Source organism: Luteimonas sp. WGS1318, from assembly GCF_043187535.1.
In the GTDB taxonomy this organism is placed as follows: domain Bacteria; phylum Pseudomonadota; class Gammaproteobacteria; order Xanthomonadales; family Xanthomonadaceae; genus Luteimonas.
Genome location: NZ_CP171131.1, coordinates 3,672,821 through 3,698,084, shown reverse-complemented (window position 1 = coordinate 3,698,084; position 25,264 = coordinate 3,672,821). Strand labels below are relative to the sequence as shown.

27 protein-coding genes, 1 tRNA gene and 2 pseudogenes are annotated in these 25,264 nt (G+C 63.4%); 21 read left to right on the top strand and 9 right to left on the bottom strand.

The features are described 5' to 3' along the window. Positions 1 to 149: 149 nt before the first annotated feature. Genes ACF3M1_RS16900 through ACF3M1_RS16890 form a run of 3 tightly spaced genes read right to left on the bottom strand, consistent with a single transcriptional unit; the run spans position 150 to position 2,412 of the window. On the bottom strand, positions 150 to 1,334 hold the full coding sequence (locus tag ACF3M1_RS16900; protein WP_394002632.1) for an efflux RND transporter periplasmic adaptor subunit: 1,185 nt from the start codon (positions 1,332 to 1,334) through the stop codon (positions 150 to 152). Continuing rightward, positions 1,331 to 2,170, bottom strand: coding sequence for an SDR family NAD(P)-dependent oxidoreductase (locus tag ACF3M1_RS16895; RefSeq protein WP_394002631.1), 840 nt, complete (start codon positions 2,168 to 2,170; stop codon positions 1,331 to 1,333). The genes ACF3M1_RS16900 and ACF3M1_RS16895 overlap by 4 nt, the downstream gene beginning before the upstream one ends. Beyond that, complete coding sequence (locus ACF3M1_RS16890) at positions 2,167 to 2,412, bottom strand: hypothetical protein (protein WP_394002629.1); 246 nt, start codon at positions 2,410 to 2,412, stop codon at positions 2,167 to 2,169. Before ACF3M1_RS16890 ends, ACF3M1_RS16895 begins: the two co-directional genes overlap by 4 nt. A 125-nt stretch (positions 2,413 to 2,537) precedes the next feature. Here ACF3M1_RS16890 and ACF3M1_RS16885 point away from each other — a divergent pair. Next, positions 2,538 to 3,450 (top strand): annotated as a pseudogene (locus ACF3M1_RS16885) (LysR substrate-binding domain-containing protein); the annotation flags it as partial. Positions 3,451 to 4,275: 825 nt separating this feature from the next. Here ACF3M1_RS16885 and ACF3M1_RS16880 read toward each other — a convergent pair. Further along, a complete protein-coding gene (locus tag ACF3M1_RS16880; protein ID WP_394002628.1) occupies positions 4,276 to 5,244 on the bottom strand; it encodes a LysR family transcriptional regulator in 969 nt (322 codons plus the stop codon). A gap of 121 nt (positions 5,245 to 5,365) precedes the next feature. On the opposite strand from ACF3M1_RS16880, the gene aceB reads away from it, so the two are divergent. The 4 genes from aceB to ACF3M1_RS16860 all read left to right on the top strand — a co-directional run bounded on the left by aceB (position 5,366) and on the right by ACF3M1_RS16860 (position 10,115). Continuing rightward, positions 5,366 to 6,982 (top strand): malate synthase A, encoded by a 1,617-nt coding sequence (gene aceB / locus ACF3M1_RS16875; RefSeq protein ID WP_394002626.1) that lies wholly within the window; start codon positions 5,366 to 5,368, stop codon positions 6,980 to 6,982. 125 nt (positions 6,983 to 7,107) lie between these two features. Continuing rightward, positions 7,108 to 8,439 carry an isocitrate lyase gene (aceA, locus tag ACF3M1_RS16870; protein ID WP_394002624.1) on the top strand — a complete coding sequence of 444 codons (1,332 nt, stop codon included), beginning with the start codon at positions 7,108 to 7,110 and terminating at the stop codon, positions 8,437 to 8,439. 611 nt (positions 8,440 to 9,050) lie between these two features. Then, positions 9,051 to 9,506 (top strand): hypothetical protein, encoded by a 456-nt coding sequence (locus ACF3M1_RS16865; protein ID WP_394002622.1) that lies wholly within the window; start codon positions 9,051 to 9,053, stop codon positions 9,504 to 9,506. 117 nt (positions 9,507 to 9,623) lie between these two features. Continuing rightward, complete coding sequence (locus ACF3M1_RS16860) at positions 9,624 to 10,115, top strand: hypothetical protein (protein WP_394002620.1); 492 nt, start codon at positions 9,624 to 9,626, stop codon at positions 10,113 to 10,115. Between the two features lie 7 nt (positions 10,116 to 10,122). Here ACF3M1_RS16860 and ACF3M1_RS16855 read toward each other — a convergent pair. Both ACF3M1_RS16855 and ACF3M1_RS16850 read right to left on the bottom strand, forming a co-directional pair. After that, positions 10,123 to 10,593, bottom strand: a pseudogene (locus tag ACF3M1_RS16855) (ATP-binding protein); the annotation flags it as partial. Between the two features lie 131 nt (positions 10,594 to 10,724). Continuing rightward, a complete protein-coding gene (locus ACF3M1_RS16850; RefSeq protein ID WP_394002618.1) occupies positions 10,725 to 11,027 on the bottom strand; it encodes a hypothetical protein in 303 nt (100 codons plus the stop codon). 73 nt (positions 11,028 to 11,100) lie between these two features. On the opposite strand from ACF3M1_RS16850, the gene ACF3M1_RS16845 reads away from it, so the two are divergent. The 3 genes from ACF3M1_RS16845 to ACF3M1_RS16835 all read left to right on the top strand — a co-directional run bounded on the left by ACF3M1_RS16845 (position 11,101) and on the right by ACF3M1_RS16835 (position 12,173). Continuing rightward, on the top strand, positions 11,101 to 11,325 hold the full coding sequence (locus ACF3M1_RS16845; RefSeq protein WP_394002616.1) for a helix-turn-helix domain-containing protein: 225 nt from the start codon (positions 11,101 to 11,103) through the stop codon (positions 11,323 to 11,325). Positions 11,326 to 11,547: 222 nt separating this feature from the next. Beyond that, positions 11,548 to 11,650 (top strand) — tRNA-Ile (locus ACF3M1_RS16840). Between the two features lie 13 nt (positions 11,651 to 11,663). Beyond that, the gene (locus ACF3M1_RS16835) at positions 11,664 to 12,173 is read left to right on the top strand and encodes a hypothetical protein (RefSeq protein ID WP_394002614.1); all 510 of its coding nucleotides are present in this window, start codon (positions 11,664 to 11,666) and stop codon (positions 12,171 to 12,173) included. On the opposite strand, the gene ACF3M1_RS16830 is transcribed toward ACF3M1_RS16835, so the two are convergent. Next, positions 12,170 to 12,760, bottom strand: coding sequence for a hypothetical protein (locus ACF3M1_RS16830; protein ID WP_394002612.1), 591 nt, complete (start codon positions 12,758 to 12,760; stop codon positions 12,170 to 12,172). The genes ACF3M1_RS16835 and ACF3M1_RS16830 overlap by 4 nt on opposite strands. Positions 12,761 to 13,335: 575 nt before the next feature. Here ACF3M1_RS16830 and ACF3M1_RS16825 point away from each other — a divergent pair. The 13 genes from ACF3M1_RS16825 to ACF3M1_RS16765 all read left to right on the top strand — a co-directional run bounded on the left by ACF3M1_RS16825 (position 13,336) and on the right by ACF3M1_RS16765 (position 23,573). Then, entirely contained in the window at positions 13,336 to 13,944 is a 609-nt protein-coding gene (locus ACF3M1_RS16825; protein WP_394002610.1) for a tyrosine-type recombinase/integrase, read from the top strand. A 257-nt stretch (positions 13,945 to 14,201) separates the two neighbouring features. Next, complete coding sequence (locus ACF3M1_RS16820; RefSeq protein WP_394002608.1) at positions 14,202 to 14,396, top strand: hypothetical protein; 195 nt, start codon at positions 14,202 to 14,204, stop codon at positions 14,394 to 14,396. A 71-nt stretch (positions 14,397 to 14,467) separates the two neighbouring features. Continuing rightward, complete coding sequence (locus ACF3M1_RS16815) at positions 14,468 to 14,881, top strand: H-NS family nucleoid-associated regulatory protein (RefSeq protein ID WP_394002606.1); 414 nt, start codon at positions 14,468 to 14,470, stop codon at positions 14,879 to 14,881. 115 nt (positions 14,882 to 14,996) lie between these two features. Beyond that, the gene (locus tag ACF3M1_RS16810; protein ID WP_394002604.1) at positions 14,997 to 15,635 is read left to right on the top strand and encodes a CopL family metal-binding regulatory protein; all 639 of its coding nucleotides are present in this window, start codon (positions 14,997 to 14,999) and stop codon (positions 15,633 to 15,635) included. Positions 15,636 to 15,740: 105 nt separating this feature from the next. Then, on the top strand, positions 15,741 to 17,558 hold the full coding sequence (locus tag ACF3M1_RS16805) for a copper resistance system multicopper oxidase (protein WP_394002602.1): 1,818 nt from the start codon (positions 15,741 to 15,743) through the stop codon (positions 17,556 to 17,558). 530 nt (positions 17,559 to 18,088) lie between these two features. After that, positions 18,089 to 18,805: a copper resistance protein B gene (locus tag ACF3M1_RS16800; protein ID WP_394002600.1), complete on the top strand. Its 717-nt coding sequence runs from the start codon at positions 18,089 to 18,091 to the stop codon at positions 18,803 to 18,805. A 22-nt stretch (positions 18,806 to 18,827) separates the two neighbouring features. Further along, positions 18,828 to 19,133 carry a hypothetical protein gene (locus ACF3M1_RS16795; protein WP_394002598.1) on the top strand — a complete coding sequence of 102 codons (306 nt, stop codon included), beginning with the start codon at positions 18,828 to 18,830 and terminating at the stop codon, positions 19,131 to 19,133. Next, positions 19,084 to 19,569 (top strand): copper resistance protein CopC, encoded by a 486-nt coding sequence (locus tag ACF3M1_RS16790; RefSeq protein WP_394002597.1) that lies wholly within the window; start codon positions 19,084 to 19,086, stop codon positions 19,567 to 19,569. Before ACF3M1_RS16795 ends, ACF3M1_RS16790 begins: the two co-directional genes overlap by 50 nt. Before the next feature lie 12 nt (positions 19,570 to 19,581). After that, positions 19,582 to 20,514, top strand: a complete 933-nt coding sequence (copD, locus tag ACF3M1_RS16785; RefSeq protein ID WP_394002596.1) for a copper homeostasis membrane protein CopD — start codon at positions 19,582 to 19,584, stop codon at positions 20,512 to 20,514. 271 nt (positions 20,515 to 20,785) lie between these two features. Further along, entirely contained in the window at positions 20,786 to 20,995 is a 210-nt protein-coding gene (locus ACF3M1_RS16780) for a DUF411 domain-containing protein (protein ID WP_394002594.1), read from the top strand. Positions 20,996 to 21,041: 46 nt separating this feature from the next. Further along, complete coding sequence (locus ACF3M1_RS16775; RefSeq protein WP_394002592.1) at positions 21,042 to 21,401, top strand: four-helix bundle copper-binding protein; 360 nt, start codon at positions 21,042 to 21,044, stop codon at positions 21,399 to 21,401. A 110-nt stretch (positions 21,402 to 21,511) separates the two neighbouring features. Beyond that, positions 21,512 to 22,078 carry a DUF305 domain-containing protein gene (locus ACF3M1_RS16770; protein WP_394002590.1) on the top strand — a complete coding sequence of 189 codons (567 nt, stop codon included), beginning with the start codon at positions 21,512 to 21,514 and terminating at the stop codon, positions 22,076 to 22,078. Between the two features lie 337 nt (positions 22,079 to 22,415). Then, positions 22,416 to 23,573 (top strand): single-stranded DNA-binding protein, encoded by a 1,158-nt coding sequence (locus ACF3M1_RS16765; RefSeq protein ID WP_394002588.1) that lies wholly within the window; start codon positions 22,416 to 22,418, stop codon positions 23,571 to 23,573. 165 nt (positions 23,574 to 23,738) lie between these two features. Here ACF3M1_RS16765 and ACF3M1_RS16760 read toward each other — a convergent pair whose 3' ends face one another. Further along, complete coding sequence (locus ACF3M1_RS16760) at positions 23,739 to 24,770, bottom strand: methionine synthase (protein ID WP_394002586.1); 1,032 nt, start codon at positions 24,768 to 24,770, stop codon at positions 23,739 to 23,741. 266 nt (positions 24,771 to 25,036) lie between these two features. Then, entirely contained in the window at positions 25,037 to 25,186 is a 150-nt protein-coding gene (locus tag ACF3M1_RS16755; protein ID WP_394002584.1) for a TonB family protein, read from the bottom strand. Positions 25,187 to 25,264: the final 78 nt, after the last annotated feature.

The following is a 25,264-nucleotide window of genomic DNA, read 5'->3' as shown; positions in this document are numbered from 1 at the left end:
GGAGAAACGATGCCGTCATCCCCGCGCAGGCGGGGATCCATGGACGTAGGACTTGTCGGAATCAAAGTCCTTGGATTCCCGCTTGACCAGACATGCGTCTGTTGAAAGCCGCGGGAATGACGATGGGTGTTTACGAGGCGCGGTGAAGCTCAGCGCTTCGCGACCGCCTCGATCGGGGCACCACCACGCATCGCGACCGCCTTCGGCGCGACCGGCATGCCCGGCATGAAGACCTTCTGCACACCGTTGACGATCACGCGATCACCGGCAGCGAGGCCCGACTCGACGACACGCAGGCCTTCGACGATGCGACCCGGCACGATGTCGCGGCGCTGAGCGGTGTTGTCCTCGCCGACGACGTAGACGAACTTGCGGTCCTGGTCGGTGATCACGGCCTTGTCGTCGATCAGGATCGCCGGCCGCGCGGCCGCGCCTTCCAGCTGCACGCGGGCGAACATGCCGGGGGTGAAACGACGGTCGGGATTCGGCAGCACGGCGCGGGCACGCACGGTGCCGGTGGCCGGATCGATCTGGTTGTCGAGGAAGTCGACGGTGCCGGCATGCGGATAGCCGGTCTCGTCGGCCAGGCCCACGCGCACCGCGTTGTCGGCGTTGCTGCGTGTCCCTTCGCGCGACATCGCCTGGTGCCGCAGATAGGTGCGCTCGTCGGTCTCGAAGTAGACGTGCACCGGATCCTGCGAGACCACGGTGGTCAGCATCGACGCATCGGCCTGGGCGAGATTGCCGGTGGTCAACATTGCACGGCCGGCGCGCCCGGCGACCGGTGCGCGGACTTCGGTGAACGCCAGATCCAGTCGCGCGGTCTCCACCGCCGCCTGGGCACCGCGGACCGCGGCTTCGGCTTCGGCGCGACCGGCGCTGCGGGCTTCGAAATCGTCACGCGAAATCGCGCTGGCATCGATCAGTTGCTGGGCACGTGTGTGACGCGTGGTCGCCAGCTGGGCATCGGCGCGGGCGCGGGCCAGCTCGGCTTCCGCGCGCTGCAGCGCGGCGCGATACGGACGCGGGTCGATGACGAACAGCAGGTCGCCCTGCTTCACTTCATCGCCTTCTGCATACGCCACGCGCTGCACGTACCCGCTGACGCGCGGTCGCAGCTCGACGCTTTCGACCGCGGCGATGCGGCCGGTGGCGTCGTTCCAGTCCTGGACCTGCTCGGAGAGCACGGCGGCGACGCCGACATCCGGCGGCGGCGGCTGGGTCTGGTCCTGGGCCTGGGTGTCGCAGCCGGCGACGACCAGCGCGACGGCGACGGCCAGTCCGGTCGCAGCAAGAGCGCGCCACGCGCGCGGTGTGAGATGGGAGCGGATCATGAGCGGAATTCCTGGGGGGAGGGGTGGCGGGCGGCGATCCGGCGCAACAGCGCGCGCGCGTCGTCGTGATGGGGCTGCGCGTCGGCGCAGGGAGTGACGCCGACGTCGAGGTCGTCGGACAGTCCGGGCGGGCGCGCGGCCGCGCCCAGCGGGAACCGCAGCAGCGCCGCGTCACCTGGCACCGCACCGTCGACCAGGCGCAGCGCATGGCGGGCGATGGCATCGGCATCCGGCCACTGGGTGCAGGCGTGGCCCGCATTGGCGGCCGTGCGCACCGGCGAATCGATCGCCAGCATCTGCACGCGGACCGGCAGCGTGCGGGCCTCCTCGTGCAGCACCCGGGCGAGCATGCGCAGGGCCGCGGCGCCGATCGAGTGGTGGCCGTAGCCGGCCCACGGTTGCGCCGCGCCCGGGCCGCCGACGAGCACGTAGCCCGCACGTGGTTGCGCGGCCAGCAGCGGCAGCAGATGGCGTGCGGCGACAAGGTGGGGAATCAGGTCCTCGTCCAGTCGCCGGCGGAGGAAGTCGGCCGGCGCATCGAGCACGCGCCCGGTCTCGCTGCGGCCCCGGATTGCGGCGATCACCGCGCCCGCCGGTGGACCGGGCAGGCGCTGTACCGAAGCGGCCAGCGCCGCGGCATCGGCGTCGGTCGTGATGTCCGCCACCAGCGGGGTCACCCGCGAGCCGTGTTCGGCGCGCAGCGTGGCCAGCGCGTCGGCATCCCGGGCCACCGCTACTACGCGCCGACCCTGCGCCACGGCCCGCGCCACGACGTGCGCACCGATGGTTCCGGTCGCGCCGAGCACGATCAACGTCGGTTGTATTGTCCCGTTCACGGGATTTTGTCTCCCGAAAACGCGGCTTCGACCGTTTGCGTATCGGTCACTGCCTCGCGCCGCATGCCCAGCCACTGCCACATCCGGCCCCAATTCAGGGGCGTACCACCGGCCTGCCGCCGGACGCTCGAACGTGCGATAGACGTTTGATTCGGCGGGATTTCCAGAGACGAGCGGCGGCTGGACACCCGCGGTGTGTTCACGGGCGGCGGCACGGCGAGACGGTAGCGGGGGATGGCCATGCACGACCTCCATGAAGACAGGCCGCAGACGATAGGCGTCAAATCGGGACTTGATTAGTCCGCTTTGAAGGGAATAATTGTCCCTTCTCCGGTCCAATCGGGCCGGACGTCTCGAGGAGGCTCCGATGGCGCACGATCTCAACGACACCCTGATCTTCGTCAAGGTGGTCGAGCAGGGCAGTTTCATCGCCGCCGCCAACGCGCTCGGCCTGCCCAAGACCACGGTGAGCCGCAAGGTCCAGGAGCTCGAACAGCGTCTCGGTGCACGCCTGCTGCATCGAACCACGCGTCGCCTCGGGCTCACCGAAGCCGGCAGCGTCTATCACGAGCACTGCCAACGCATCGCACGCGAACTCGAGGAAGCCGAGAGCGCCGTCGGCCAGTTGCAGGGCGGGCCGCGCGGCTGGCTGCGGTTCACCGTGCCGTATTCGATCGGCATCACCTGGATCGCGCCGCTGCTGGGCGATTTCCAGGCGCAGTACCCTGAAATCCTGCTCGACATGCACATGGGCAACGAGAAGTTGGACCTGATCGCCGGTGAAGCGGATCTCGCCCTGCGCGTCGGCACGCTGCCCGACTCCAACTTCGTCGCGCGCAAACTCGGCAGCCTGCGCACGCAGGTGTTCGCCAGCGCGGCTTACATCGAAAAGCACGGCGAGCCCTTGCACCCCGACGACCTGCAGCATCACCGCACCCTGGTGATGCGCAAGAGCCGCAACCCGCAGAACCGCTACGTCTGGTCACTGACCGACGGCGAGGCGCTGCGCGAATTCCCGGTCAATCCACAGCTGGTGGCCAACGACCCGGCGGCGCTCAACTGGGCGCTGATCAAGGGCGAAGGCCTGCTGCTGACCGGCGACGTGATGGCCAAGGCGTTCGTCGAGGCCGGCATGGTCCAGCGCGTGCTCGCCGGCTGGAACGGGCCGGAGGTCGACTTCAACGCCGTGTTCGCCGGCGGCCGGCTGGTGTCGCCGAAAGTGCGCGCGTTCGTCGACTTCCTGATCGAGCGGCTGAACTTCGATGCCGACCACATGCAGACGCTGTGCATGGTGCAGAAGCAGGCGATGGAAGCGAAGGCCGCGGGCGTGGTGGCGCTGGCGCAGTTGGAGAAGGCGTCGCGGCGCAGTGCGGTGCCGGCAGCGATTCCGGAGGACGACGAGGTCGTGCACGCGAGGCGCTAGTGGCGGGTACTGCATGGCGCGATCGATGCGGTGCGCGGTCTTCGAAGCCGGGTATCGCTTTTCGCCATCTGCTTTCCATGTTCGTGACGAATCGCATCCGTAGCCCGACCCGTAGGGCGCCGCCCATGGATGGGTGGCGTTTTTCGACCGAGCCAGGATGGCGAGTCGAGAAATCCCGGAACGGATGACTCGCCGGGTGAGGTTCGTCGGGCAGACGTTTTTCTTTGGTTCCGTTTCTTTGACTCGCATCTTCGATGCTCGCCCCTTCGGGGCCGGCTGCGCCGTTCGCACTGCGTGCGTGGGCGTCTACCAAAAGAAATGAACTCGGCCGCGTAGCGGGCGAAAGCGTTTGATGTTGCCTTGGCGTCAACTGCTGGAAGCAAGTACAGAGCTTCCACTCGCCTGCCGGCGAGCGGCTCACTTTTCTTTGCTGGCCCAAAGAAAAGTAAGCAAAAGAAAGGGCCTCCCCGACGAAGCAGATCCGGTCTTTCAATCGTTCCGGGATTTTCCGACTCGGCATCCTGCCTCGGTCGGAAAACGGCGGGCATCCATGCCCGCCGCCCTCCGGGTCTGGTGCGGATGCGGGCGAATCATTGTCCCGGCAACGGCAACGGCAACGGCAACAGCAAGGAGCAACAGCAAGGAGCAACAGCAAGGGCAACCGCAACCGCAACCGCAACAGCTACCGCTCCGAATGCCCGCTGTCCTGGTAATCCCGCCGCGTGAACAGATCCGGCCGGATCAACTCCACGAACGCCCGCGCCTGCGGCGACAGCACCTTGCCCTTGCGCACCACGACGCCGTAACTGCGCGACGGAAACCACTCCGCCACTGACCGCGTCGCCAAGCGCGCGCCGTCGTCGGCGTCGAGGCAGATCGCACTGACGATCGAGATGCCCATGCCCATCGCGACGTACTGCTTGATGACCTCCCAGCCACCGACCTCCAGCGCCACCGTGTAGGGCACGCGGGCCTGCTGGAAGACCTGGTCGACGAGGCGATAGGTCACCTGCCGCTTGGGCGGCAGGATCAGGCCGTAGCGTGCGATCTCTTCGAGCGTCAGGCGTTTCGCGCGCGCCAGCGCATGGTCGGGCGGGGTCAGCAGGATGGGCTCGAAGCGGTACACCGGCGCGTAATCCAGGTCGGCCGGTACGTCGACCATCGAGCCGACGACGAGGTCCACCGCATCGGCGCGCAGCAGGCCGGTGCCGTCGGCGGTGATCGCGTCCTGCAGCGTCAGGCGCACGTCCGGATGCTGGCGCCGGAACAGGTCCACGATCTTCGGCAGCAGGTACAGGATCGTCGAGCTGTTGGCGGCGATGGTGAGTTCGCCGGCGTCCAGTCCCCCGACCTCGCGGCGGAACGCGGCCGGCAGGCCGTCCAGCGCCTCGACCAGCGGCACTGCCAGCTCGTAGAGCACCTGGCCTTCGCGGGTGGGCACCAGGCGGCGGCCGCTGCGCTCGAGCAGGACAACGCCCAGTTCGCGTTCCAGCGCCTGGAGCTGCAGCGAGATCGCCGGCTGGCTGACGTACAGCGCCTCGGCGGCCCGTGAGACGGAACCCAGACGAGCGGTCTGGCAGAACGCGCGCAACGGTTTGAGTCGGTCCGACTTGTAGGGAAACCGCAATGCAGACAGGGGCTTGCCGGCCATCTGACCCTCCGTATGAGTTTTTCTTATATATCGGATTGACAAAAATAGGTTGTCAAATAGTCCCTCGGAGTAGACGGTCTGTTGCAACGCAATAACGCCGTGACAGCACGAGGCCACCTCCGTGAATGCCGTGATCAAGCAACCCGCCCCGCGCCCCGACGCGCAGATCGCCCTGCCGACGGACGTGCCGACCGATCTGCTCGGTCCCGAGGCCCAGGCCTTTCTGGCCGACCTCCACACGGCGTTCGAGGGCGAGCGTCAGGCCCGCCTGGCGGCACGCCAGCACCGCCAGCGCGGCTTCGATGCCGGCGACGTGCCTGACTTCCGCGCCGACACCCGCTCGATCCGCGAATCGGCCTGGCGCGTGGCACCGCTGCCGGCGGCGCTGCGCGACCGCCGGGTCGAGATCACCGGGCCGGTCGATCCGAAGATGGTCATCAACGCGCTGAACTCGGGCGCGAACTGCTACATGGCCGACTTCGAGGATTCCACCTCGCCGACCTGGGAGAACCTGCTGGCCGGCCAGCGCGCGCTGCGCGACGCGATCAAGGGCACGCTCGAATTCACCGCGCCGGCCGGCAAGCGCTATGCGCTCAAGCCCGAGGACCAGCGTGCAGTGCTGATCGTCCGCCCGCGTGGCTGGCACCTCGACGAGAAGCACGTGCGCATCGACGGCGCGCCGATGTCGGGCGCGCTGTTCGACGCGGGCCTGTTCGCGTTCCACAACGCCCACGCGCTGGCGGCGAAGGACCGCGGGCCGTACTTCTACCTGCCCAAGCTGGAGTCGATGGAAGAGGCGCAGCTGTGGGAGGACGCCCTGTCGCACATCGAGCGCAGCCTCGGCCTGCCGGCGGGCCAGATCAAGGTGACCGTGCTGATCGAGACGCTGCCGGCGGTGTTCGAGATGGACGAGATCCTGCATGCGCTGCGCCGGCGCATCGTGGGCCTCAACTGCGGCCGCTGGGACTACATCTTTTCCTACATCAAGACCTTCCGCCGGCACCGCGACCGGGTGCTGCCCGAACGCGGCCAGGTGACGATGACCCAGCCGTTCCTCAAGGCCTATTCGGAGCTGCTGATCCAGACCTGCCACCGCCGCGGCGCACACGCGATGGGCGGCATGGCGGCGCAGATCCCGATCCCCGGCGACGCCGCCGCCAACGAGGCCGCGATGGCGCGCGTGCGCGCCGACAAGCTGCGCGAGGTCACCGCCGGCCACGACGGCACCTGGGTCGCGCATCCGGCGCTGATCCCGATCGCGAAGCAGATCTTCGACGAGCGCATGCACGGCCCGCACCAGCATGCGATGACCCGTGACGACGTGCTTGTCGGCGCCGACGACCTGATCGCGCCGTCGTTGGGCACGATCACCCGTGCCGGCTTCGCCGCCAACGTCGAGGTCTGCGTGCGCTACATCGCCGCGTGGCTGGCCGGCAACGGCTGCGTGCCGATCCACCACATGATGGAGGACGCGGCGACCGCCGAGATCGCACGCGCGCAGCTGTGGCAGTGGATCCACTACGCCGACGACGGCCACCCGCCGCTGCATCTCGACGACGGCACCGCGATCTACGACGCGCTGCTCGACCGCGTGCTGCTCTCGCTGCCCTCACGACTCGCCAGCCAGGCCATTCCCGGCCAGGCGCACGTGGCCGACGCCATCGCGCTGCTCGAAACACTGACCCGGCGCGACGTGCTCGAAGACTTTCTGACGTTGCCGGCGTACGGCCGTCTTTGACGGCGGGAATCGGGATTGGGGATTGGGGATTCGAAGCCCGGTCCCCGTCCCTCCCGAGCACGACGTCGCAGCGAAATCCGATTCCCCAATCCCGATTCCCGAATCCCGCTCCAAAGGAGACCGCCATGCCCACCCGCCAGCAACAGATCGACGCCCTGCAGCAGGACTGGACCACGAACCCGCGCTGGAGCGGCATCCAGCGGCCGTATTCCGCCGCCGACGTCGTGCGCCTGCGTGGCAGCGTGCAGCCCGAGCACACGCTCGCCAAACGCGGCGCCGAGAAGCTCTGGGCGCTCGTCAACGGCGATGCGAAGAAGGGCTACGTCAACGCCTTCGGCGCGATCAGCGCGGGCCAGGCGATGCAGCAGGCCAAGGCCGGCCTGGAAGCGGTGTACCTGTCCGGCTGGCAGGTCGCCGCCGACGGCAACAGCTCCGAGACCATGTACCCGGATCAATCGCTCTATGCCTACGACTCGGTGCCGACGATGGTCCGCCGGATCAACAACACCTTCCAGCGCGCCGATGAGATCCAGTGGAAGACCATCGCCGACGGCAAGCTCGACGAGGCTGATGCGATCGACTTCTTCCTGCCGATCGTCGCCGACGGCGAGGCCGGCTTCGGCGGCGTGCTCAACGCCTACGAGTTGATGAAGAACATGCTCGTGGCGGGCGCTTCGGGCGTGCACTTCGAAGACCAGCTGGCCGCGGTCAAGAAGTGCGGCCACATGGGCGGCAAGGTGCTCGTGCCGACGCAGGAGGCCGTGCAGAAGCTGGTGGCCGCGCGCCTGGCCGCCGACGTGCTCGGCGTGCCGGCCATCGTGCTCGCGCGCACCGATGCCGAAGCCGCCAATCTGCTGACGTCCGACTTCGACGCCAACGATGCGCCGTTCGTCACCGGCGAGCGCACCGCGGAAGGCTTCTACAAAGTGCGCAACGGTCTGGAGCAGGCGATCAGCCGCGGCGTGGCGTATGCGCCGTACGCGGACCTCGTGTGGTGCGAGACCGGCACGCCGGACATCGGCTTCGCCCGCGAGTTCGCCCAGGCCGTGCACGCCAAGCACCCCGGCAAGCTGCTGAGCTACAACTGCTCGCCGAGTTTCAACTGGAAGAAGAATCTCGACGACCGCCAGATCGCAAGCTTCCAGGAGGACCTGGCCGCGCTGGGCTACAAGTTCCAGTTCATCACCCTGGCCGGCATCCACATCAACTGGTTCAACAGCTTCCAGTTCGCCCACGATTACGCCCGCGGCGAAGGGATGAAGCATTACGTCGAGCAGGTGCAGGAACGCGAGTTCGCCGCGCGCGACAAGGGCTACACCTTCGTCTCGCACCAGCAGGAGGTCGGCGCCGGCTACTTCGACGACGTGACCACGGTGATCCAGGGCGGCGCGTCGAGCGTCACGGCACTGACAGGCTCGACCGAGGAAGCGCAGTTCCAGACGTCGCGGGCGGCCTGAGCCAGGCATCGAGGGATGACTCGACGAGGCCGACGCGCGTTCGGCCTCGTCGCCAGTGTCGCAGTCATCCGGCCCAGTTGGGCCCGTCTGCTCAGTGCATCGGCTCATCCATGGAATCTCCTCGGAGGTGTCGGCCTAGGCCTGTGAACGATCTGCTCAGGACTCAACGCCCTCTGCCACTCCATACGAGGCCGGGGTATGGGATCCAGCGGACGACCTCCCGGAGTGCCGGCAACGTGTCCAGAGGCCGACTCGCGAGACGTGTACGGCCCCGGCTCGTGAAACCCCGCTGGCAGCAGTCCGCGCACGGAACCTGTCGAGCGAGATCGTCTGCGGTGAGCAGATCGCGGGCAGCAGGGTCCCCGTCCGGAAAGGGCGAGCAGTTGCTCGCATTTGGTGCACTTGGTTCAACAACCCGAGGGGCCACGTCAACCGAATAGGCGCGCTCGATAAAGCTGCAGGCGCACCTGAATAGATCCATCAGCGCGTGTGTCGCTTGCCTGACGTGCACGGCAGCCTTGAGCCAGCATCCGGTACGCGCGTAGAAGGCACTGGATCAGCGCGCCATCTGACCTTAGAGTGCAGTTTCTCGTGTCGAACTGGGGGCCGCGATGAATCGTTCTGCCTTGGTTTCCGTACTGCTGGGGATGGCATCGATTGTCGGACTTGCATCCGCGTCCGAGCCGACGCATCCGAACGTGGATGCTCAGTCGATCCGCGTGCAACAGGCGGCCATCCGCGCCGAAATACTGTCGGGCGCCGGTCCTTATCAGCAGCTCGACCTCAAATCGCGAGACGCCATCCTGCAGCACCAGGAGCGATTGACTGCGCTGCTGCGCGACGTCGATCGCACGACGGACTTGCCCGAGCGCCGCCAGATCGACGTCTTCAATACGCTCGAGGCGATCTCCGCACTCATCAATCGCGATCCCGATGGCCGCATGGTGTGCTGGCGCGAGCGCCCTGTCGGAAGCAATCGTCTGCAGACTGCCTGCATGACCGTTGCGCAGATGCGCGCTGAGCGGGAGGCCTCGCAAACGGAAATCGCGCGTCGGGATCAGCGCTGAGATGCATTGTGGGAACGTCACGAGTTTCCTGTGAAAGGCGTGTGCCATCGCACGATGACATCGATCCCGATCGAGTCGGTGATCCGGAAAATTCACGAGTAGAAAAGGATTTCAGCGATGCGCGGTCAAGTTCGTCCTTTTGTTTTCACCCTGGCGCTCGGCGTCTTGCTTGTTGCCTCAGGCGCCAGCGCTCAGTCTGAGTTGCAGGCCGAGGTAATCCGTAGCGAGCAAGCGCAACTCCGTAGCGAGGTCATCGCTGGAGAGGGCGCTTTCAAGGAAATAGCAGCGGATCGGAAAGCGCTGCTGCTGGCGGAGCAGGAGCGCGTAGACGCCATGCTCCAGGGCGTGGATCGGGTGAGTGAACTCGACGAGCGTCGACAGTCCGAACTGCTGAACGCGCTCGCTTCCATCCAGTCGATCGTGGCCCAGGCAGAGGATGAGCGGATGGTGTGCCAGCGCTCGAAGCCGATCGGCAGCAACCGAACCCAGACGGTGTGCAAGACCGTCGCGCAACGCCGGATGGAGCGGGAGGCGGCCCAGCAGGATATGGGGCGGCGCAATCTCGATTGTTCCGAAGCCGCCATGGGCCTGGGTGGCTGCGGAAATTGAACCGCCATCAGCCCTTTATGGGCTGAGAGAGTGCCGTTACGCCCCGATATCCCAGCGCCTCGGTGAGGTGCGTCGAAGCGATCTGTGACTGCGTGTCGAGATCGGCAATCGTCCGGGCAACGCGCAGGATGCGGTGCATCGCGCGGGCCGAGAGATGCAGGGCGTCGATCGCCCGCTCCAGTAAGGCCTGGTCGCCTGGTGCGAGGCGGCAGTCGCGCGCGGTGGCCGCCTGGTCGAGCGCGGCATTGACGACACCCGCGCGGTCGAACTGGCGCTGCCGCGCGTCGATCACCCGCTGACGGATCGTCCCGCTCGGCTCGCCTTCGGGGGCGTCGGGCCGCAGCGCGGCGGGTGGCAGACGGGGGACGTCGACGTGCAGGTCGATACGGTCCAGTAGCGGGCCGGAAATGCGCGCGCGGTAGCGGGTGATGGCGTCGCTGCTGCAGCGGCAGCGCCCGGACGTGTCGCCTGCCCATCCGGCGGTGTAAGCGTAACTTGCAACCGTGGACGCCGCCTAAACTATTGATTTATATAGATATAAAGTCCAGCGATGTCCATTCTAGCTTGTTGCCTATTGCGGCGGCTAGAGGAATAGCTAGAGGTCGGAATTCAACCATTTCGCCGATGACTCTCGACAAATTCCTCAGCTGCAACCTGAAATTTCTCTACTTCAATGGGAAGTCGTTTCGCCATGGAAGACGCGATATGTAGCAGCTCGCTGCTGGGTGCAGCCAGGTCGCGGCAGGCGATTTCAGCAACGCGGCTCTCAAGTAGGTCTTCAAAATAATTGCCAAGCCATCTCGACGTGCCGTGGCCCGTACTGAGAACGAAAGCATGGTTGCCAAAGGACATGCAGCCGTCCTCTTCATCAGTCGAAGGTAGAAGCCGCCAAGAGAGCAACAGTTCTGCCATACGAGAGTCTCGCCGTCTGATTGATACCGTAAGTAGTGTAGACCGATAGGCGTCGCTACTCAAAGCTTCGCCAGTGTCGAAGCTCACCATCCAGCAGTCTTTAGGAAGCGCTATTAGGAGGCGCCGACTTCTGCTGGGCTTGAGTCAGGAGGAGTTCTCGGAAGTCGCGGGTATGCACCGCACGCAATTTGCAGCAATCGAGCAAGGCCGAAAAGACTGTCGTTTGAGCACGATTGTCAGGGTGTCAGCTGCACTGCAGGTTGAGGTTTCTAAGCTTATGAGTGAGGCGGTCGGCTAGTCGCAGCCTGCAAGGCGTGCTCAAGAAGGGTTGCCTTGTGCGGCATTTGCGAAGCATGTTCGGTTCTCAATGAGTAGAAGTGGTTGCTTGTGACCAGCGCGGTCGAGGTGAACTGCGGTCGACTTGACAGCGCCCCCCACTTCAATGTCCCATAACGCTATGAAATTCACGATCAATGTAGGTTGGGTTCGAATATCGGCGTGATCGAATTAATCGATTCACGCCCCTGCTGCTTACGTTGGTCAAAGCGCCGGACTTATACCCCGGTGAAAGCAGACGCCAGATAAGCGTCGCTACGTCGGTTCGATTCCGACCAGGGGCACCAACAGGTGCACTCCATGAACTATGTCTTCCTTGATACCGAATGGGCTGACGAAGCTGCAACTGAGCTTGTTAGCCTCGGCATGGTTACAGAGATCGGAGGGCATGAATGGTACGGCGAGGTCGACCCACTCCCCTCAAATCCTAAGAAGTTTGCCGAAGAGGAAGTCTATTCTCTGTTAGAGCGAGGATCGGCCGCGCACTCGTTGGACGAGCTAGCGATGCACGCTGCAGATTTCCTCATGCAGATTGACAGTCCGGCTGTTCTGGCCGACCACGCGAACGATCTGCGTCTTCTGATGAATCTGTTGAAAGGGGCGCGGTGGATCGCGCTAAAGAAACATGGTCTCATTACGACTAAGATGCTTAAGGATGCTCGTATGCGAGGTCTCACCGAGGCGTGGTTCGCGCAGCCTACTGCCATCGCGCATAGGCGCCACCATGCATTAAATGACGCCCGAGCGCTCCGCTACTCATGGCAGGTAGTAACTAACAGAATCCGCGCTAGCGATTTGAATCGTTGTTAGTGGTGGAAAGCTCCATCCTTGGATATGGGTCTAATCCTACATCTATATCGAGCAATTACTGATGCGCCCAAGCAGCGTTGTAGTGCACCATCAATCAACAGCACGTGCTCGCGCCGCGGCCCTGAGATAACACCGCGATCGCCGGCCTCTTCAATGTCCGTCGGCGGACCCTCGAACCCGGCGTGAGCCACAAGCTTGAACCCCATCGTGCGAGCCGTCTCGAAGAGCTGGGTGAACTTCTGAGGTGGATAGCCGATCTCAGATGAGTCGATTCCAACCGCTACGATTTGCGAGCGGTAAGGTTCTAACGACGCCAACACGTCGAGTGCTTCCGCCTCATCCCGCTCGTGCATGAAATTGACAATAAGCGAGGTTGAGAGACCGTTGCGAGTGGCGCTCCGTGCCTTAGCAAGTCCCTCAAGGATCGTGCCAATTGCAACCCCGCGCATCGTATGAGCTTGCGGATCGAACATGAGTTCGACATGGCGGACGCAGTCCGCAGCGGCTCTGTCGAGGCAAGCGGATGCGACCTCGGCGAAGTCGTAGCGTACAAGAGGACCTCCGACACCTTCGCGATACTTGAGCATAAGGCGCTCGGAGGCATCCCCGTCGAGCGTGTAATGAGAGCTGGTCCCCTGCAGTAGTCGGTGAAAGCGAGCGAGGAAATTCAGCTTTCCGTGCTCTTGGCGAATGCCAATGCAGGCTTGACATCATCGTAGCGGAATGGGATATCCCCGCGACCACGGTGCAGACGGACTACGACGCCCTCCACGAGGTTTCGGAGTTGGGCTAGCACGTTCTGCGACAGCAACGATCGGTGTTTGCGCAGTAGGTCGATGTTGCCGCAGATGGCGGCGCTAGCGCTTTCGATCTGCTCTGCTATTGACGTCACGAAATCTCCCCAGTCCAGACAGACTGCTGCCGCTTCACAAGGGGCCCCTGCCGACAGCCTAAAGCGGCACTCTATAACGTTTGGCGCCAGCGCTTACGGCAGTGGAAGCAGCGATCCAGACGTCGGCGCGGGGGGCGTCCTGACGCGGTCGTCGTCGCAATTTAACGCGACCGACGATGATTCGGGGATGTCCGTCTCTGGCCGAAAACCGAACCGCGTTGACTCTCCTTACCGACTGACACTGTGGAGTCTCCTACCAAGGAGAAGCCCATGCCATCTCACCGTGTGCCGTGGAACAAGGGAAAACTTGTAGGCCAGAAAGCCCCCCTCAGGCTTAGCGACATCTGGTCCATCCGTGTTCGGCTACAACTGAGCGAAAGCGCCCGTGACTTGGCGCTTTTCAACTTGGCGATTGATTCCAAGCTGCGAGGCTGCGACCTCGTCCGCCTCCGGCTCAGAGACATATCGCACGGCACCGCAATCGCCAAGCGTGCAGTCGTGTTGCAGCGGAAGACCGGCAGGCCCGTCCAATTCGAACTGACTGAGCTGACCAGATCCTCTGTCGCGGAGTGGGTGCGCCAAGCTCAGCTCACGTCTGGTGCTCATCTGTTCCCGGGTCGATCGGCTCGGTGCGGCCACCTTTCGACGAGGCAGTACGCGCGGATCGTCTCCAGATGGGTTGCCGACATCGGGCTTGACCGACACGCGTATGGAACGCATAGCATGCGCCGGACCAAAGCGTCGCTCATCTACCGGCGCACGAAGAACCTGCGCGCTGTCCAGATCCTGCTCGGGCACACCAAGCTTGAGAGCACGGTGAGGTATCTCGGAATCGAGGTTGAGGATGCTCTGGAGATGGCGGAGCAGACGGAGGCCTAGAAGTCATCCGTCGTTAGCACGACGCACAGGGGCCTGGTACAAGCTGCTCTCGGCCGAGAACGAAAGTCATCCTGCATCCGATCGTCGGGAAAATCCTGGGCTCTGTCAGGGCATGCTCTGATACCTGGAGGCTAAGCGGCAGGGCAATTATCTGACCCGCAGCACGTGCGCGCGTCGCGGCCCTACACCTCCCCGGTGCCGCCGCAATCGCCGGTTTACGCCCAGCGCACGCTGCTGCTTCTTAAGGAGGTCGTGGGGTGATCGAAATAAGAGAGTCCGGCGATGGCCGGTTCGAGGTCTATGCAGAAGGGCATCATTGGGAAGCTTTTGCTGGCTCACTGGGTGCCATTCTCGCGGCTCAGGGATTAGCCATGCGCCTCGCGGTGGAGTCCGGAGGCGAAGTTTTAATCGAGACACCTTGGGGCGCCAAACAGGTGCGCGTGGCGTCCTAAGCGCAGCCATGAGGGCAGAGCCGCCTGTTGGGCGCTAGACAGTCAACGAACTCAACACGACGCTTCGCGGAATGAAGATCAATGTTGAAGAGTTGAGCCCCCGAGAGCTGGATTCCCTCCTGCGTGCAGCAGAGCGGCGGGCCCAAGCGTTAACCAAGCGACGCCCCATCGCTGTCGTTCGCGCCGAGCTGATTGCCATTGCCTCGTCCTATGGCTACACGATTGAAGAGCTTCTTGAGGCCCAGCCGGCAGTTGTCGCTGTCAGGACGCCGACGGGAAGGCGGAAGCTCGGAAAGGTGCCGGCGAAGTACCGCGATCCCGAGAACAAGCGAAACCAATGGTCCGGTCGCGGGAGCATGCCGCGCTGGCTTGCGGAGAAGGTCAAGCGCGGCCAGAGTGCCGCTGACTTCCTGATACCTGGTTTGGCCAAGCCAACCGCCAACCACGCCGCGGTAGGTCAGAGATCAGTCTACAAGCAGGGCTGACATCGAGAAGCAGTTCTGCTCACCGTCACTAGTGCGTTGTACGTCGGCAGAAGTTAGCGCCCCTCACTGACGGCGCACGGCCATCGCTGAATCGGGCTCCGAGCAGGTGATGTCCATGCAACTGCGTCTGCTTCCGGCCAATAGCGGACGTTGCTTCAACCTTAGACAGTCACTCCGCTTTACTGAAGGTCGCTATTCAGCTGTGGCTGCAGCCCGGGGGCTTCCGCTCAATGATCCTCGTCCGAATGCGTCGAGCGCTGGACTGGTACCTCTTCTTTCTGGTCGCGTGGCTCCTTCTTTGATGATTGAAACAGCGGTACCATCCGACGTTGGTTCCAGTTCCTCGAACGGTCTTCTTCCGCCAATGACTCGTCGTCTGCTACGCGTACTGCTATGTCTGATGCTGGTGCTAAATGGCACCAGTGTTGCCATCGCGGGCGTGCATCTGACGCTAATGGAAGCCGTTCGTGTTGCTTCTGTGCAGGACGCAAGCCAAGCGTCGCAAGCGGCCTGCCATGACAGTTCGACGACTGCGATTGAACTGCCTCAGGGTGCTCCTCCCTCTGACGAGCAGCCCGGCAAACCGGACTGCGTGAAGCTCTGCCTCGCGATATGCGTTCAGCAGAATCACGCGATGTCGTCTGCTGAGATCGGTTTTCTGGGTCCGTTTCTGACGAGCTATCTCGACGTCGGAGCGTTTGACGAGCCTGCCTCGTCGACCTTGCCGCCGCCCCTGAGACCTCCTATCGCCTGATGGCTCCGCCTGGCTTGTGAGCCAGCGCTACAACGCGCGGATTGTTCCGCGCTCACTGACCATCTGTGCAGGGCGAATGCGGGAGCATTCGCCCAGGAGCGCACCATGAGATCTCCAAACAACCGCCTCTTGGCGGAGGCCGCGGCTTCGCCGTCGCGCCGCACGTTCGTGCAGGGCCTGTTCTTAGGGGGCGTAGCAGCCTCCACTGGCCTGCTACGCATACCTGAAGCTGGCGCCCGCGAGCGGCTTCTCGCAGCGCCTGGCGCGACGCTTCTGGGGACGGATTTCGATCTCAACATTGGATCGAGTCTCGTCAACTTCACCGGACGCACGCGTCCTGCGATCACGGTCAACAACAGCCTTCCCGCGCCAATCTTGCGATGGAAGGAAGGTGACACCGTAACGCTGCGTGTAGCGAACCGACTTCCTAGTGGCGTACAGACTTCAATTCACTGGCACGGAATCTTGCTGCCGGCAAACATGGACGGCGTGCCAGGTATGAGCTTCGACGGCATTCAGGGCGGCGAGGCCTACCTCTACCGCTTCAATCTTGTGCAGTCGGGCACCTACTGGTACCACAGCCATTCGCTGCATCAGGAACAGGCCGGCCTGTACGGCGCAATCATCGTCGATCCGATCGAACCCGCCCCTTACGCCTGGGATCGCGAGCACGTGGTTCTTCTGTCTGACTGGACGGATATGGATCCAAGTGCGCTCTTCCGGCGATTGAAGAAGATGCCGGAGCACGACAATTTCTATAAGCGAACTGTCGTCGACTTCTTTCGAGACGCCCGCCAGGAAGGAATGTCCGCCGCAATCGCTGATCGCAAGGCGTGGGGTCGCATGCGCATGACGCCGACGGATCTCTCCGACGTCAACGCGCACACCTACACGTACCTCATGAACGGCGTGACGCCTGCGAACAACTGGACCGGGGAGTTCCGTTCAGGCGAGAAGGTGTTGCTGCGTTTCATCAACGCCGGCGCCATGACCTACTTCGACGTGCGGATCCCGGGCCTGAAAATGACCGTGGTTGCTGCGGATGGCCAGTACGTGCATCCGGTGACCGTGGACGAGTTCCGCATCGGCGCCGCGGAGACCTACGATGTGATCGTCGAGCCCTCCGGGCAGGACGCCTACACCATCTTCGCTCAGGACATGGGGCGAACCGGCTACGCCCGCGGCACGCTTTCGGCACGACCCGGTCTGGAGGCGCCAGTTCCGGCCGTGGATCCGCGGCCGCTGCTGACGATGGACGACATGGGTCACGGCGGGATGATGGGCGGGATGGATCACAGCGCCCATGGCGCCATGGGTAGCATGGATCACGCCGGCGCCGGCACCGATTCGCATAGTGGTCACGGCGCACATGCTGGCCACGGTGCCGGCACGATGCAGTCGCATCCCGCGAGCGAAACCAACAATCCCTTGATCGACATGCAGACCATGAGCCCGAGCCATCGCCTCGACGATCCGGGTATTGGGCTGCGGGACAACGGGCGAAACGTGCTGACCTACGGTGCGCTCCGGAGTCTGTTCGGAGATCCGGACGGGCGTGACCCCAATCGTGATATCGAACTGCATCTGACAGGCCACATGGAGAAATTCGCGTGGCAATTTGACGGCATACCGTTTGCCAGCGCGGAGCCGCTGCGTCTGAACTACGGCGAGCGGGTGCGCATCACCCTCGTGAACGACACCATGATGCAGCACCCGATTCACCTGCATGGCTTGTGGAGCGATGTCGAAGACGCCAACGGCAACTTCATGGTGCGCAAGCACACGGTGGACATGCCGCCGGGTACGAAACGCAGCTATCGGGTTCGCGCCGACGCGCTCGGACGCTGGGCTTACCACTGCCATCTGCTTTACCACATGGACGCCGGGATGATGCGAGAAGTCCGAGTGGAGGAGCGCGCATGAACATACGAACCTTCCTGCTCGGTCTGGCAGCTGTGGTGGCTGGGGCTTCAGCTGGCTCTGCATCGGCGCAACACCACGGGCATGCAGGCGCGCAGCAGCCTACACCGGCAGCGGCAGCGGCAGCGGCAGCGGCAGCGGCAGCGGCAAGCTGCACTCCAGAGCACGCGAGAATGGGGCATTGCACGATGCCCGCAGCAGAAGCGCCACCGGCCTGCACGCCTGAGCACGCCGCAATGGGCCATTGCGACATGCCTGCTGCAGCTGCGAGTGCTGCGTGCACTCCAGAGCATGAAGCGATGGGGCACTGTTCGGCTAGCGCCGAAGATGGTGAGGCTTGCACAGCAGAACACGCGGCCATGGGCCACTGCACCCTGTCTGCGTCCAATACAGACAGAGCGGCTGAGTGCTCACCCGAGCACGCAGCCATGGGTCACTGCGCAGCATCAGAGACTGTCGAGGATCCGGCCTGTCCGACCGAGCACGCTGCGATGGGACATTGCACGCCTCGGAAGGCTGCGCCGATTCAGCCGTTGGAGCCGATCCCGGCGCTCTCCGATGAAGATCGGGCCGCGGCCTTCCCGCCGATCGACCCGCACAGCGCTCACGAGGCACATCCGTCGGCCTTCTACACCCGCACGGTATTCAATCGTCTGGAAGCTTGGGACGCGGACGACCGCACGGCCCAGGCGTGGGAGGCAAGCGCCTCCTTCGGTGGTGACATCCACCGTCTTTGGCTACGAAGCGAAGGCGAGCGCAGCGGTGGCAGCACTGAAAGCGCAGATTTGGAAGTGCTTTACGGACGGGGCATCACGCCGTGGTGGGACGTGGTGGTCGGCGCCAGGCATGACTTCAAGCCTGGCGCGTCCCAAACGTGGGGCGCGATCGGCTTACAGGGACTTGCGCCGTACTTCTTCGAGATGTCGGCAACCGCCTATGTCGGGAACTCTGGACGGCTGTCTGCTGCTTTCGAGGTGGAGTACGACATGCTGATCACCAATCGACTCATCCTGCAGCCCCTCTTCGAACTGGAGTTCAACAGCAAGAGTGATCCCGCGCGGGGAAGTGGCAGTGGCCTGAGCAAGGCTGAGGCCGGGTTACGCCTGCGTTACGAGCTGGACCGTCGTTTCGCACCCTATATCGGCATTGTCCACGAACGCAGCTTCGGAGACGCCGCTGACTTCCATTCCGCTGAAGGTGAAAGCACACGCGACACTCGTGTCGTCGCTGGCGTTCGCGTTTGGTTCTGAGCATCACCTACAGGAGACTTCTATGCGCAACTTCATGACCACCGCGATGGCTACCGCCTTTGCCTTCGCGTTCTCCGCTCAAGGACAGGTGCATGAGCACGGTGCCCAGCATGTCCATCCCGACGCGAGACCGACGGCGGACGACGCCAGCCACAAGACCCTCAGTGTCGATGACTTCGATGCCCTCGACACCGACAAGGACGGCTACGTCGTGAGGACGGAGCTGCCTGCGAAACATCCTTTGCTAGAACACTTCGCCATGGCCGATTCGAACCGCGATGGTCGGCTGGATCGCCGTGAGTTTGCCTCTCTGGTCGGCATGCAGTGACGCGTGCGCGCAGTCTGTGACGCGTAGGCCTCTATTCTCTCGGAGTATGAAAATGAGCAGTTTCAGACCCATCGCCCTCGGTCTTCTTATGGCCGCGGGGCTGTTGGCCGCGATATCTGGTCAGCCCGCCATGGCGCACGCCACCATGGTCAAGTCAGTGCCTGCTGCCAACAGTAGGGTGCCCCCGCCTGCGCATGTGGAGGTGACACTTAACGAGCGCGTGCTGGAGCGGGCATCAAGGTTGAAGGTGATGCGTCGCGGGAAGGATGGCGCCCCCGCCGTAGTCGTCGACTCGACCACACAGCTCGTGGCCGGAACCACCCTGCGAGCCTCGCCTCGCGAGCCGCTCTCCGCTGGCGAGTACGAGGTGGAATGGCGCGCGGTGGGGCCAGACAACCATCCGATGACTGGACGGTTCCGATTCCACGTGCACTAGGAACGGCGTGCCATGGCTGAAGTCGATCTCTATCTGGTGAGATTTGCGCAGTACCTTGGCCTGGCCATGCTCTTCAGTCTGCCTCTCCTGCAACCACGGGAGAGGAAAACTGGCAGAGGCAGGCTGACCTTGAGCTATGCACCCAGCTGGTTGCTTACACGTCGCATTCTCGGAACGGTGTGCGGCCTCATGATCGCTGTGGGCATCTTTGACCTTGGTCTCAAGGTTGCCGTCATCCTCGGCATCAGCATGTCCGAGATCGACGTCGAGTCGATCCGCTGGTTCCTGCTTGGAAGTCTGGCCGGAAACGGCTGGCTCCTTCGTATGGCATCGCTGGTGGTGCTTGCGTTGGTCTTGTGGAACGGCGCAGAAGGCAGACGAACTCGCCTATCAGCTGCGTTGCTCGGCGCTACCGCGCTCGCAACGCTCGCCGTGAATGGTCACGCCGCGTCCAGTGAGGGTGTAGAAGGCGTGATTCGCCTGGCGGTGGGCGTGATCCACCTGCTTGCAGCTGCAGCGTGGCTGGGTGCGATTTTAGGTTTCCTGCTTGCGCTTAGAGCCGTATGGCCACGTCGTCATGAGATCCAGACGCTCGAAGAATTGCGCCGGTCGCTCGAAGCGTTCTCCAGTACTGGAACGTTGCTTGTCGCTATTCTGGCGACTACTGGCGTCGTCCACTACATCTGGATTCTGGACTGGCCCCTGCCTGATGCGAGCCTGTGGGCGGCTCCCTACAATCGTTGGCTTCTTCTGAAGCTCGTGCTCTTCGCGGGAATGCTTGGGCTCGCTGCCCGTCATCGCTGGCTGATCATCCCGAAGCTCTCTGATTCGAAGTCCTCGGACGTCGTGTCCAAGCTGCGCCAAAGTCTTTGGGCGGAGGCCTTCCTGGCTGCTCTGATCATCGGTGCGGTCGCGATCTTGGGAACCATGAGTCCAACTGCTTGATGCTTCGTTCTTGATGACACATATACGAACACCGCCTCTCTCCTTTGCGGTAGCGAGTGCGCGCAAGAGCGACCTGTCGGGGCGGGCCATCGCCCTCGCCGCTAGGGAAGGTGCTCCTACACAAGAGCGCCAGCTGCGGCTATTGCGATCCATGGGCCGAACACATCCGCGAGGCCGGGTCTAAGGTCCATTTTTTTCACAACGGCGACCACCTCGGACCGCTAAAAAGAAGGCCACTTGGCAAGGGGTCATTTCGTACCGCTGAGGTGAGATGCTCGTGGTCGAAGGGCATGTGCCCGCCACCGCGATCAATCGGGTGCTCGCAGCGAGTGACGGCATTGAGGGATTGGTGCTGTCCGGCATGCGTGCCGGCTCGCCCGGAGTCGACCTACGTACACGTGCAGCGCTACTGGTGAAGAAAATCGATGCGGATTGCAAGGCCCTATGCCACGTCGATGGAGTAGTGGGCGGGGAGCGGTGAAGCGGGCGCGCCGATCCACGCCCGCACCCAGAAGGAGTACCACCTCATGAGCCATCACACCGCCGAACACCGCAGCACCGAGATGAACCAGTGCATCACTGACTGTTTCAACTGCGCTACGATCTGTATCGAGACCATCAACCACTGCCTGAGCATGGGCGGCGAGCATGCCAAGCCTGAGCACATTGCCCTGATGCAGACATGCGCGGACATCTGCGCCGTCAGTGCGAATGCGATGTTGCGGGGCACGCCGGCCCATGCGGCCACCTGCCGGGCCTGTGCCGAGATCTGTCGGATGTGCGCGGACGACTGCGAGCGCATCGGAGGAAGCGACGAGTCAATGCGCCGCTGTATCGAAGCCTGCCGCCGTTGCGCGGAAAACTGCGAATCGATGGCGTCGAAGTAACGCCGCGCGGCCGCGATTTCGTGGGGCCGCCTCCGCGGCGCCAACGACCACGAGGTTGCGAGCGTGGACGGGCGAACACCCGAACAACCCGAGCGAGCCCAGGAGTTGTCATGGACCACCACGAATCCAAGAAGCAGATGATGAAAATGAGCTGGCGGAAGTTCGCAGCGATGATCGCGGCGTCGACAGTCATCATGTTCTTCCTGATGTACCAGCTGGTATACGCGCCGGACCATGCGACCTTCAGCGTGACGCGACTGGTGTCCTCGCTGGTCATGGGGTGCGTGATGGCCGTGCTGATGCTGGCCTTCATGTGGAACATGTATGAAGGGCGAGCGACCAAGATAACGGTGTTAGTCGGCGCAATCGTATTTGGATTAGTTCTGCTTCTCGTCAATCGCGATCAGTCTTTGATAGATGACTCACGTTTCATGAAAGCAATGATTCCGCATCACTCGATCGCCATCAACAACGCCCGAAAGGCGCGGATCAGCGACCCACGCGTGCGGGAACTGGCCGACCGCATCATCGAATCGCAGGTGCGCGAGATTCGCGAAATGAAGCTGCTTGTCACAGATATCGAGCGCGAGGGCAAGCGCGGCAGCGTGCCTCTTCCTGCGATACCGGCTGAGATGACACCCGCGATGGAGCAGAGAGCACGCGAGGCAGTGCAATAACGACGTTGGTCAGCAACATCGGTGAGCCGCGACTGCGCTCTTCACGCTTCGCGGGGTCATCGAGTTCTGCGCAACTCGCCTGGGGCGGCCCGATTTTGTGCACTTCGAGATGCTTCGGCAGGAACTGGTCGAGGAGGAGCGTCGCATCAGCAGCCGCATTTCAACCGGGGGCTTGCCGTGTTGAGAATCCTGCCCGTCTCCGAAGCGCAGATATTGGTAAGCCTGCGCCAGCGCCTAGCATCGGCAGGTGGGTCAGACCTGCCAAAAGCTGTACGTACTCTCGCGCCAGAGCCCAACTAGGCATTGATGTCCGCTGTTGGCCGCAAGCGGACATCCAATGATCGTCTTCAGCGCTGATCAGCTTCAGCTGGAAACGAAGACGAACGGGTTCGGCGCACGCGGGCTGTCGCTTGGCATGAGATTGTTCGTTGCGAAGCTAACCTCAAGCAACGCCTATCTCCCTAGAACCGTTCTCATGAGCAAGCGCGCACTTCGAAAACTCACGGTTCCTTTCGGCATCCGAGATGGCCGCCCTGTTTTTGTTTCGGATGTCGCGCTGGGCTTGGACTGCGGGTGCACCTGCCCGGAGTGTGGGGAACCGCTGATCGCGCGAAACCGTGACTTTCCGGGACGGCTCCGTGTCCGGCACTTCCAGCATGCGCGTGCGTCCTCGTGTCTTGGGGGCTTCGAAACGGCCATCCACCGGATGGCCAAGGAAGTGCTGGCAACGTCCGACGCGGTCCTGCTGCCTCGGTGGGCAAGCGGGGACATCGTTATCGAACCGGAGTCGTTGGCGATCGTGAGCGCCCGGCTTGAGGTGCCCCTGCTCGATGGGGCTGCCCGACCGGATGTGCTCCTGCGTGGCATGGCCCACGACATCGAGTTCGACGTGCTATGCGTCGAGGTCCGCGTTCACCACGCCGTTGACGACGTCAAGCGAGATCTGTTGGCCACCAATGGCTTGGACACGATGGAAATCGATCTCTCGGGATTGACCGACGAAGCCGCTGCCGATCCCGCTGCGTTCCGATATGAGGTTCTCGAGAACCCTTCGAACCGCCATTGGGTCCATTTGTCGCGCGCCTCCTACGTCGCCCAGCGCGCCGATCAAGCGTTGATCGAGGTGGAGGACCCGACCGTCTCTGAGCGCGTGATCATCACCAAGGCGGGTCGACCGTTCACCATCCGGGAGCAGTGGGCTTTTCTGGTCAAGCCCGGCTCTCGCGATCGAGTACGTATCCAGATTCCGGATGAGACCGTCGGCGAAGAGGCACAACCCTACCCGCGGGGCATGCATACCATCTCGGGGCGCTCGATCACGGTGGACCAGTGGGGACGGTTGCGCCTTCGATACAAGATGTATTTGGACGAGATCCAGATGAATCCACCAGAGCCACAGCGTGCGCAGCGCGGTCTATTCGAAGCGGCCGACGGCAGCGAAGGCCCAGGCTTCAACGTGCGCGTACGGGATTGGAAAGGGCGTTCGGGTTTGTAATCCCGGGTGTCTCGGAGTCCCGCACTACTTGGTGTCGGTCCGCTTTCGGCCATAAGCGGACATAGGGCGAACGAAGCACGCTCCTTGCTTTCTCTGCTGCTCGAATACAGTTCCGATCGTGCGCGCGCAGCTAGAATCCCTACCGACTGTACTCTCATAGTAGCGTCAGCCAAGCAGCTCCTGCCTCACGATCTTGGCACCTGCACTCAACGCGGCCAGCTTGCTGCGCGCGACGCTGCGCGCCAGCGGCGCCATGCCGCAGTTTGTGGAGGGATAGAGCTTGTCGGCATCGACGAACTGCAGGGCCTTACGCAGCGTGGCGGCGACCTCTTCGGGCGTTTCGACCACGCTGGACGCGACGTCGATCGTGCCGACCATCACCTTCTCGCCGCGCACCAGTTCGATCAGGTCGATCGGGACGTGCGAGTTGTGGCACTCGAGAGAGATGATGTCGATGTTCGAGTCGCGCAGCTTCGGGAACGATTCCTCGTACTGGCGCCACTCCGACCCCAGGGTCTGTTTCCAGTCGGTATTGGCCTTGATGCCGTAGCCGTAGCAGATGTGCACGGCGGTCTCGCACTTGAGCCCCTCGATCGCACGCTCCAGGGTGGCCACGCCCCAATCGTTGACTTCGTCGAAGAACACGTTGAAGGCCGGTTCGTCGAACTGGATGATGTCCACGCCCGCCGCCTCCAGTTCGCGGGCTTCCTGGTTGAGGATCTTCGCGAACTCCCAGGCCAGCTTCTCGCGGCTTTTGTAGTGCGCGTCGTACAGCGTGTCGATCATCGTCATCGGGCCGGGCAGCGCCCACTTGATCGGCTGCCGGGTCTGCTGGCGCAGAAACTTCGCGTCTTCGACGAAGACGGACTTCGGCCGGCTCACCGCGCCGACCACGGTCGGCACACTCGCGTCGTAGCGATCACGGATGCGCACGGTTTCGTGCTTCTCGAAATCGACGCCGTCGAGGTGCTCGATGAAGGTGGTGACGAAATGCTGCCGGGTCTGCTCGCCATCGCTGACGATGTTGATGCCGCCGTCCTGCTGCTCCTGCAGCGACAGGCGCAGCGCGTCGCGCTTGCCCTCGATCAGGGCCTCGGCCTGCAGCTTCCAGGGCGACCAGAGCTTCTCAGGTTCGGCCAGCCACGAAGGCTTGGGCAGGCTGCCGGCGGTGGAGGTGGGAAGAAGTGTCTGCGTCATGGGGAGGGTCTTGTGGTCGTAAGCTCCCCCGTCAAGCAGACACTTCAAAACTAGAGCTTCCGGCGTGGTGATCATCACGATGACATTGCGCGCGTGGTGTTGGTCAGGCGCTGGCAAAAGGCCGGCAACTGGTGCCGTGCTCTAGCAGGCGACGAGACAGGGCGCGAAAAGCGGAAGTGCCCCGTACCGCAGGCGACGGAGGGGGCTGGAGGATGGGGAGACACGAGACATGGGGGGTCGTGCTGTGGAAGTGCGCGACCATTGAGTCAGTGGTGAATGAAAAACTCGACCGGCACGACCACGGTTTCGGCACGGCCGGGCAAAGCATCGGGCGGTGGCGGCACCGGCGATGCGCGATGCACTGTGTCGAGCGCCTCAGCGTCGAGCAGGTCGTAGCCGCTGCGCCGTAGCTTCAAGGCAGATGCACAGCCTTATGCGCTGAAAGAATCCCGCAAGAACTGTGCCGCTGGCACGTTGATGCTAAATCCACACGC